This window comes from Phycisphaerae bacterium (assembly GCA_012729815.1).
In the GTDB taxonomy this organism is placed as follows: domain Bacteria; phylum Planctomycetota; class Phycisphaerae; order JAAYCJ01; family JAAYCJ01; genus JAAYCJ01.
The window spans coordinates 1-6,562 of record JAAYCJ010000196.1; the positions used below are offsets into that span (position 1 = coordinate 1).

Below are 6,562 nucleotides of genomic sequence, written 5' to 3' on the forward strand. Positions count from 1 at the left end.
ACCTCGTCGACGCCGTCCGCGAAAGCGCGGTCGACCTCGAAAAGATCGTAACAACCGACCTGCCCGAAGCCATGCAAAACATGACCGCCGAACAGCGTCAGCAGTACGTCCGCGAAAAAACCGAACAACGCCAGACCATCCAACAGCAGATCGCCGACCTCAACGAACAGCGGAAAACCTACATCGCCCAGGAAATGAAAAAACGCGGCGACTCCAACCATTCAACCCTCGGCGCCGCCGTCATCCAGGCCGTCCGACAGCAGGCGGAAAAGAAAAACTTCGCCATGCCGCCCCAAACCCAACCGGCGGCGAATTCCCCCGCGACCCAACCGGCCGCCGGGTCGTAGACCGTCAAAATCGCGGCTTGGCCCAGACGTCGACCGCCCGAAAGCCAGCCGACATCGTCCCATTATGCGGCGTGCCGGCTGGGATCAGCAGTTCGTCGCCGGGGCCGAGCATGATCTCCCGGCCGTCAATCACCCCGGAATACTGCCCTTGCAGCACGATAAAATACTCGTCGCCCTCATGCGTGTGCACCTCCATCGTCCCGCCCTCCGGGCAGTCCCAGAACACCGCCTGCCCGCCGTCCGCCGCCTCGTAAAGGTAGCCGGAAATGTTGCCGGCCCGATCGCCGACACAAACCAGGTTGTGCGAACTGGTCAAAAACTCCGGAAACCCCGTCAGCTTCTGCATGATCGCGTCCCCCAAAGTGATAAACCGTCAAAGCGACGGCTCTTCGTCATCCGAATACCAATGACCATAGATAACAGAATCCTCGAAAACTGCCAGCGGATTCTGCCGCCGCCTAAAGTGTCCCACATCCGCCCCAGATTCACCGCCAACCGCCGCAGGCTCCCGCCGAAGCGAAAAAATGTTGATAACACCCTCTTCTGCCTTCACCTCAGCGTCTCCGCGCCTCGGCGGGAAAATCTCCGGGTCTTTGAGGCTATTTCGCCGCCTTCAGGACAATCGCTTCCTTCTGCGGCGTCCGCGGAAGCTCAACGGCATGGAGTTCACCGTCGAAGTCCGGCACCTGGATCGTACCCGCCTGGTCCGCGTGCAGCCACACCCTGGTTCCCTCAGCCGTCCTGACGCGGATGACGCTCACCGCAGATGGAAACTCCTGACCAAAGGCCTTGACGGCACAGACGCCCTCCAACTGCCCATCGTCGCTGGTCACTCGCCACCCGTACGGACCAAGCGTCACTCCAGCATCCGCCACCTCATACGGCGATTTCGTCAGATTGACCACCAGGCTCAAGTCCGGATACTTCGTCGCCACCACATACTTGCCCACATACCGGAAATCCAGCATCTCCCGGCCGAGATAACGGGCGACGACATTCTTCTGTACCGCATCCAGCCACCAGAGCCACCGCATCTCGGGTGAATCATCCGCCAGCGTGTCGCAGTTGCCGTCGCCCACGTTCGACATGATCGAATACCCGTGCGCCAGAACACTCGAAAGCCGCTGAGGGTTGTCGACCTTATCGCCCAGGTTGTGCAACGTGCTGATCACCCGGTCGTGGATCGCGTACTGGAACATCGGCGACCACTCCCAGCCGTCCTTGCCGTATCGGCCGTTGTAGTCGGTCTCCTCAGCCGGATCGCCCATCATCGGCCAACTGATCGCATGAAAAACCGCGGCGTGCGGAACCTGGATATCAAACCCCCCTTCCATCGCCAGCGGCACGATCGCCTTCAGTTCGCCCGCCAAATCCGCAAGCTGCTGAACGTACCCATGCGGTGGATAGCCCGTCGCCGGGCTGTAATCGAAATCGCCCCACCGGTTGGCCAACTGATCGCAGAACACCATGTCCGCCTTCCACTGCTCGCAAAACTCAGCCATGATCCGCCGGTTGACCTCGACCACCGTCGGATGCATCGGGCTGACGATCCGGCCGCCCGCTGTGCTATCGAAGTTCCCGCCGTTGTAGACAAACTCGCCCGCCTCGTCGCGCAGATAGTGCTCCTCACCGTGCTGGCCCGGCGTGCGGTTCTCGGGACTCGGAACCATGTTCCAGAACGTCGGGTTCGTGTGCGGCATCCACAGCTTGCCCTGTGTGTGAATCGCATCGATCAGCGGGCCGAACTCCTCCTGCCCGCCGCCCGACCACGCCGGCGGCAGGTAGTCCGGATACCCGCGGTCAAAACCATAGTAAATGTAGCTGACGTTGTGAATCACCGACGGCGACGGGAACCGCGACAGATTCTCCCGCATCAACCGAAAATCGCTCCGCGCCGCCGCCGCTTGGCCCGCCGCCGTCGACGAGCAGTACTTGATAATCACGCTGCGAATCAGCGTCTCGTAGAAGTCCTTCGGAAGCTTCTCAGCCACCGTCGGACCAAGCTCCCGCAGCTCGCCGTACCGCCGGCCGATCGCCCGCATATCCGCACCCACCGCGATTTCGAACGCCGGACAGCGTATCCACGCGCTATCGGGCGCGTAGAAGTGATAGGTCCGCCCAAACGCGCACGGCAGACCCGCCGCGTCCGGATCCGCCCCGCCGCCCAGCAGCGAAAACGTCGACGGCATCATCGGCCGGTCCGCCTCCGCACGATAGATCGCCACCGGACCCGCCCCGTCCGACCGCGTCCACATCGCCAGGTCGCAAAACGCCGGCGGATAGCGCAGCGCGAAGCTTCGACCTTCCTTGAAAAACTTCGGCGTCAAAGCCACCGCGTAGTCGTTCGGAACGTGGAACCGCTCGATCGTCTTGTAGTCGACGCGAATCCGTCCGGGCATCTGAAAGTCAACCGACTGCGGCCCGTCCACGCTGATCCACGGCTCGAAGTGAAATCCATCCGCCGTCGACGAAACGACCGCCTTCACCCGCACCGGCTCGCGCGGACTCTCGTACACCATCGTCAGCCGCCCCGCCTCCTGGTCCCACGACCATGAAAACCCGTTCCCCTCGCCGCCGAACGTCGACGCGTAAACCGCCCGATTCAGTTTCCCCAACGGCGGACCCGACATGAAACAGCCGAAGTTCTTCTGATGCACGCCCGGCTCCACCGACCACAGATTCGACTGATCCGACGGACCCGCCAGCACCGCGCCCTCCGCGTTCGTCAGCCGAACGATGTGGCCGTCGCGGGCCGAAAAAACCAGCATGCCCGTCGGAGACGACAGAACCAGTTCACCATCCGCCTCCGTCAACACCGGCTGCGAAGTCGCCGCCGCCCATACGTCCGCACAAAGGCATACCGCAACCGTCAGATGCCAGATCGTCCTCATGGAATACCTCCCGAAAGGGTTCTTTGCCGAAGATCAAACACCGCTCGCTCAATAAACCGTGTCGCGCGTGGTTCCCCGCCACGATGCGGGAACGTACGACTCGCGCCCCACGTGCCCGTCAAAGTAAACGATATTGAAGTAGCCGTCGCCCGCGTACACGGTCGCCGAATTGAACGTCGCCTGATCCGATGAATGCCCGCCGCCGTGCCGCGGAGGCGGGTTGCCTTGAAGGTTGAAAGGATGGAAAAACTGCGCGTAAGGCGGATAAGAATAGTCCTGACCGCGCCGCTGCCAGGTGTCCATGACCGCCGGCGACCGGCTGGGATAGACGATCTCGCCGATCCGTCCCGTTCGCCACTGAAATCCCGTCGCCCCCGATACCGGATCGGGCCGATCCGCGGGCAAATCATGAAGCGTGCAGTTCAGCGCATACGAGAAACAGATGCTCGCGCCGAACTCCGCCTCAGCCGTCGGACACGCCAGATACCCTCCCCACATCCCGCGATTCGCCGTCGTCTCGGGCACCACCGGCCCCATCATGGACAGCACCGACACCGGCCACCAGATCTCCCACTTGCCGCCCAGGTACTCGCCCATCGGGATCAACCCGTCATTCTCATCCCCAAACATGAACAGCCCGCGCCCGATCTGCGAAAGGTTCGACCCGCACGCCACCGACTGCGCGCTCTGCCGCGCCGACGTCAAAGCCGGAAGCAAAATCGACACCAGCACCGCGATGATCGCCACCACCACCAGAAGCTCTATCAACGTAAAGCCGCTCAAACCGCTGCCGCACATCCGGATGCTCAACGTTCTATCCCTGTTCATGGCGTCGTTCTCCCGTCTCGTGCACCACCAGATGCGGCGCAATCACCACCTGTCTGGCCGGACTCTGCGGATCGGTCAACTGACGATCCAGAATCTCAGCCGCCGCGCGTCCATACGCCTTCACGTCAATCTCCACCACCGTCAGCGGCGGATTCAAAAACGCACCCAAACCCACCTCATCGCCGTACGCCACCACGCTCACCCGATCCGGAACCGCCACCGCCCGCTCCCGCAGCGCCCGCAGCACCCCCATCGCCCCAAACGCCGAAATGCAGAACAACCCGGTAAACGCCACCGGCGCCTCCAGGCGCCGAAGGAAACTGCGATACGCCACCTGCCGCGCATCCTCGCCCGACTCCACGCCACAATCCAGAATCAGATCATCCAACCCCGACTGCCCAGCCTCCGCCATCGCCTCGCGCCATCCCGCCAGCCGCTCCATCACCGTCGAATCGTGCGGCTGATCCAGCGTGATCGCGATCCGCCGGTGTCCCAACGCGAGCAGATGCCGCGCCGCCAGCCGACCCACCTGCCGGTCGTCCACGCTCACGCTGCTCGCCGTCCCTATCTCCACGTGCTGATGCAGGACCACCAGCGGCTTGCGCGGCTGGCGAAGCGCGTCCAGCAGGTGTCCGGGAAACGCCTCGGAAGACGGCAAAAAAACCGCTGCGTCGGCTTCCCCGATCGCCCGGCCAAGGTCCAAACCACCCAGATCGCGGAAACTGCTCAGGTCAAACGACCAGTCATACCCTCGCCCCGCCTCCACCACCGCCCGACAGATCGCATCGGCATTCGACGAAGGGTAATCCGGCCGGATCAGGGCGATCCGACGCAACGCCCGGTCGTGAACCTCCGCCACCACAAACCGCTGACGACCCGCCGGCCGGTGAATCAACCCCTCCCGCTCCAGCCGCCGCAACGCCCGCTCCACCGTCGCGATCGACACCCCGTGCGACGCCCTAAGCTCTTGCACCGTCGGCACTTGCTGCCCGGCCGGGATCGCCCGCAACTCTTGCCGGAGCCGCTGGGAGAGCCGGAAATGTTTCGTCGCCGCCAGTCGTCTGGGCATCAACATCGCCTTTATTTCGAAATAACTTATTTCGAAATAATTGGACCACAAACGACAGAACTTGTCAATACCCTTCTCAACCGGATGCCAACCGCCCCGCTACGCCCGCAGCCGGACCCACTCAATCGACGTCAGATCGGTCGCCGGACCGTTATAGTAGACCACCAGCACGTCCCCATCGCCCAGCCGCGCCGTCGCCGGCAGCCCCAACGAAAACTTGCCCATCTCCGCCCAAGCATCCTGCATCGAACCCTTGTTCCACGTCTGACTCGCCGACGCCGGCTGCGAGATGACCAGTTCCGTCTCAGCCGGCCACGAACGCCCATGATCGCCGCTCACCCGGACCTTGATCACCGGCTCAGCCGTCCGATCCACATACACCATCGCCACCCGCCCGTCGGCCAGAGAAACCGGCTGGGCAGGTTGACCCGGCACGCCCGTATCCCACAGCGGCGACCACGTCCGCCCGCGATCCAACGACTCCCGCGCGTGAATGTTCAAATACGTCGCCGCCTGATTGTCATACGTCCAGAACGGAACCAGAATCCGCCCGTCCTCAAGAACGCCCGGCCGCTGATCCCACCAGAAAAACCGATTCGCCGGATCGTGGCTGACGATCGAATGCTCCGGCCAACTCCGCCCGCCGTCCTTCGAGAACATCAGCACCGAACTGTGCCGCCAGACCGAAGTGTCGTAGTAGTGCTTGTTCAACTCGAACTGACACGCCAGTTCGCCGTCCGGCAGCACCAGTGCGGGTCCGGTCAGCGGCGTCGGAACGTCAAAGGGCGACGTATCCATAGGCTGCGGCCTCGTCCACGTCGCTCCGCCATCGGCCGACCAGGCATGAAAAACCCGCGTATCCAGCAGCCCCTCCGTCTGCTCGTTAAAAAACGGCAGCGCCGGGTCCGACACGTCCACCCACATGATCGACGCCAACAGCCGACCCGCGCCGACGCTGGTCGGATAAACACCGCGAAAACTCCCCTGCCGCCCCTCAAGGGCCGGAGGCTCGAACGGCGCCGCCGGAGACGACCACGTCGCGCCCTCGTCGTCCGACCAGCTCACCATCGCTTGCTGCCCAGCCGTCGCCGCCTTGGTCGGCGCAGCCCGAAATCCACACACCCATCGCCCGCCCGGCAAAACGCACACGCCCGCAAACGCGCACGACCGCCGGTCCTCTTCGCCGCCTTCAACCACAACGCCGCGATCAACAATCTTCATCGTTCATCCTCGTCACCAACTCTGGCGAGCGATGATAGCGACGGGCGGCGCAAATCTCACGGTTTTTCATCCATTTGGGCCCGCGGCAACCCACAGGGTCTTGGACCGCCGACGGCCCAACCGCCGTTCCTCCGGCCCATCCCCCGCCAGCGGGAGATTCCAGAAATTCCCCTTGCACTCGCCAAAGGCTTCAGGTATAATGTTGG

6 protein-coding genes are annotated in these 6,562 nt (G+C 63.2%); 1 reads left to right on the plus strand and 5 read right to left on the minus strand.

Features of this window, described 5'->3' with window-relative positions; genetic code table 11:
- On the plus strand, positions 1 to 347 hold a 347-nt coding region (locus GXY33_13075; protein ID NLX06064.1), incomplete at its 5' end, for a hypothetical protein.
- Between the two features lie 4 nt (positions 348 to 351).
- Here GXY33_13075 and GXY33_13080 read toward each other — a convergent pair.
- The 5 genes from GXY33_13080 to GXY33_13100 form a co-directional block, all read right to left on the minus strand.
- On the minus strand, positions 352 to 693 hold the full coding sequence (locus GXY33_13080) for a cupin domain-containing protein (GenBank protein NLX06065.1): 342 nt from the start codon (positions 691 to 693) through the stop codon (positions 352 to 354).
- Positions 694 to 946: 253 nt separating this feature from the next.
- Positions 947 to 3,238 (minus strand): hypothetical protein, encoded by a 2,292-nt coding sequence (locus tag GXY33_13085; GenBank protein NLX06066.1) that lies wholly within the window; start codon positions 3,236 to 3,238, stop codon positions 947 to 949.
- Between the two features lie 48 nt (positions 3,239 to 3,286).
- Entirely contained in the window at positions 3,287 to 4,066 is a 780-nt protein-coding gene (locus GXY33_13090; protein ID NLX06067.1) for a prepilin-type N-terminal cleavage/methylation domain-containing protein, read from the minus strand.
- Positions 4,053 to 5,135, minus strand: a complete 1,083-nt coding sequence (locus GXY33_13095) for a substrate-binding domain-containing protein (GenBank protein NLX06068.1) — start codon at positions 5,133 to 5,135, stop codon at positions 4,053 to 4,055. Before GXY33_13095 ends, GXY33_13090 begins: the two co-directional genes overlap by 14 nt.
- A gap of 99 nt (positions 5,136 to 5,234) precedes the next feature.
- Entirely contained in the window at positions 5,235 to 6,356 is a 1,122-nt protein-coding gene (locus tag GXY33_13100; protein NLX06069.1) for an exo-alpha-sialidase, read from the minus strand.
- Positions 6,357 to 6,562: the final 206 nt, after the last annotated feature.